Raw genomic sequence first — 2,511 nt, 5'->3', positions numbered from 1 at the left:
GCCGGCTGCACCGACCGCGCCGCCGACCAGCGCCCCGCCGACCGTGCGCCCGCCGGCGTCCACCTGCTTGGCGAGCTGCTGGCACTGGGCCACGTCGTATTCGTAGTTGCGCCCGCCGGCGACCGAGGTCGCGGGGTCGATGATCGGCCGCACCTGATCGGCACAGCCGGCGAGACCCAGCGCCGCCACGGCGAAAACGGCTGCCCTGTTCAAGCCCATGTCACTCTCCCTCGATCGAACCGGGAATGGCGTTTGAACAATTCTTCCAAACAATAGAGCCATTTGCGGTCGGGGGTCACGTGCCCCGCCACCGTCCGCAAACCATAACATAACTGCAACATCCGGCTTGTAGGGTCACCGCATCGCACCATGGCAGCCCGGCGAGGCCCCGCATGACCACTTCCGTGCTCGACTCCAGGCCGACAGGAGGGCTCAGCCGGCTGACGCCGCTGGCCGTCATCGCCCTGCTCATCGTCGGCGTCGTCTATGCCGGCTGGAGCCTGGTCAACGACCTGGGCGACGTCCACTCGCCGAGCCTGCTGCCCTTCATCCTGCTCGGCATCGCCCTGCTGATCGCGCTGGGCTTCGAGTTCGTCAACGGCTTCCACGACACCGCCAATGCGGTGGCGACCGTGATCTACACCAACTCGCTGCCGCCGACGGTGGCGGTGGTGTGGTCCGGCTTCTGGAACTTCATGGGCGTGCTGACCTCCACCGGCCTGGTCGCCTTCGGCATCATTTCGCTGCTGCCGGTCGAACTGATCCTGCAGGTCGGCAGCAATGCCGGCTTCGCCATGGTGTTCGCGCTGCTGATCGCCGCGATCATCTGGAATGTCGGCACCTGGTATTTCGGCCTTCCCTCCAGCTCCTCGCACACGCTGATCGGCTCGATCATCGGCGTCGGCCTGATGAACCAGCTGATGGCCATCCCCGGCACCGGCACCAGCGGCGTGGACTGGTCGCAGGCGCTGGGCATCGGCCAGTCGCTGCTGCTGTCGCCGCTGGTCGGCTTCGTCGCCGCGGCGCTGCTGCTGCTGGCCGCCAAGGCGCTGATCAAGCGGCCCGAGCTGTACCGCGCGCCGGAAGGCAACAAGCCGCCGCCGCTGTGGATCCGCGGCCTGCTGGTGCTGACCTGCACCGGCGTCAGCTTCGCCCATGGCTCGAATGACGGGCAGAAGGGCATGGGGCTGATCATGCTGATCCTGATCGGCACCGTGCCCACCGCCTATGCGCTGAACCGGGCGATGCCGGAGACGCAGATCACCGCCTTCGAGCAGTCGTCGCAGCAGGCGGCCGGCGTGCTGGCGCATTATGCCGGCACCACGCCGGCCCCCGCCGACCCGCGGGCGGCGGTGACCGCCTATGTCCGCGACCGGACCCTGACGGCGGAGACGGTGCCGGCGCTGGTCGCCCTGACCCTGGAGATCGACCGCAGCGTCGCCGGCCGCAGCTCGCTGGCCGCGGTGCCGAACGAGCAGGTCAGCAACATCCGCAACGACATGTATCTCGCCTCCGAGGCACTGAAGCTGATGGGCAAGACCAACGCGCCCGCCTTCAGCGCCGATGACGGCAAGGTGCTGACCGCCTATCGCGGCTATCTGGACCAGGCGACCAAATTCATCCCCGACTGGGTCAAGGTCGCGGTCGCCATCGCGCTGGGCCTGGGCACCATGGTCGGCTGGAAGCGCATCGTCGTCACCGTCGGCGAGAAGATCGGCAAGGAGCACCTGACCTACGCCCAGGGCGGCTCGGCCGAGCTGGTGGCGATGGCGACGATCGGCGCCGCCGACGTGTACGGCCTGCCGGTCAGCACCACCCATGTGCTGTCCTCCGGCGTCGCCGGCACGATGGCGGCGAACCGTTCCGGCCTGCAATGGGGCACGATCCGCAACCTGATCATGGCCTGGGTGCTGACCCTCCCGGCCTCGATCGCCCTGGCGGCCGCGCTCTACTGGCTGCTGCGGCACCTGTTCTGACCCTGGACCAGGGCTTGGATAGGGCGCGGCCGACCGTCAGCTTCCGCTTCGGCGATGCGGTCGCCGCCGCCTACCACTTCGACCCCGCGTCCGGCGCCTGCCGCCAGACCGGGGTCGATCCGCTTCCCGCTACGGATGACGGCTGGGTCTGGCTGCATCTGAAGCTGACCGACATCCGCGGCCGGCACTGGCTGGCGCGGCACGAGGTCCTGCCCCCGGCTGTCGCGCAGTGGCTGCTGGACGGGCCCGACCGGGTGCAGATGCAGCGGCTGGACGGTTGGCTGGTCGGCGCCGCCAACGGGCTGCATCACGATTTCGCCTTCGAGCCGGACCAGATCGGCCGGCTGCGCTTCTGCGCCGGGCCGAACCTCCTGGTCACCGGCCGGCGCCACCCGCTGCGCGTGGTCGACGAGATCCGCCGCAGCCTGGACGCCGGCACCGCGCCGGCCACCGCGCTGGGCATGCTGGCGCTGATCGCCGGGCACCTGGCGGCCGAGGCCGAGGCGACGGTCGAGAAGCTGATGGACGAGGTCGA

2 protein-coding genes and 1 pseudogene are annotated in these 2,511 nt (G+C 69.5%); 2 read left to right on the top strand and 1 reads right to left on the bottom strand.

All coding sequences use genetic code 11. The features are described 5' to 3' along the window. Positions 1–219 (bottom strand): annotated as a pseudogene (locus P409_RS31705) (hypothetical protein); the annotation flags it as partial. A 173-nt stretch (positions 220–392) separates the two neighbouring features. Here P409_RS31705 and P409_RS31700 point away from each other — a divergent pair. Both P409_RS31700 and P409_RS36635 read left to right on the top strand, forming a co-directional pair. Further along, positions 393–1,976, top strand: a complete 1,584-nt coding sequence (locus P409_RS31700) for an inorganic phosphate transporter (RefSeq protein ID WP_034847948.1) — start codon at positions 393–395, stop codon at positions 1,974–1,976. 14 nt (positions 1,977–1,990) lie between these two features. After that, a partial coding sequence (locus P409_RS36635) for a CorA family divalent cation transporter (protein ID WP_274519194.1) occupies positions 1,991–2,511 on the top strand: 521 nt, incomplete at its 3' end.

Source organism: Inquilinus limosus MP06, from assembly GCF_000767795.1.
Taxonomy (GTDB): domain Bacteria; phylum Pseudomonadota; class Alphaproteobacteria; order DSM-16000; family Inquilinaceae; genus Inquilinus; species Inquilinus limosus_E.
Note: the sequence above shows the minus strand (reverse complement) of the source record. Positions and strands in the feature narration are given on the sequence as shown.

What these genes read in the sequence shown, in the direction of transcription:
- P409_RS31700 (WP_034847948.1), top strand. Translation starts at nt 393, where the DNA reads ATGACCACTTCCGTGCTCGACTCCAGGCCGACAGGAGGGCTCAGCCGG.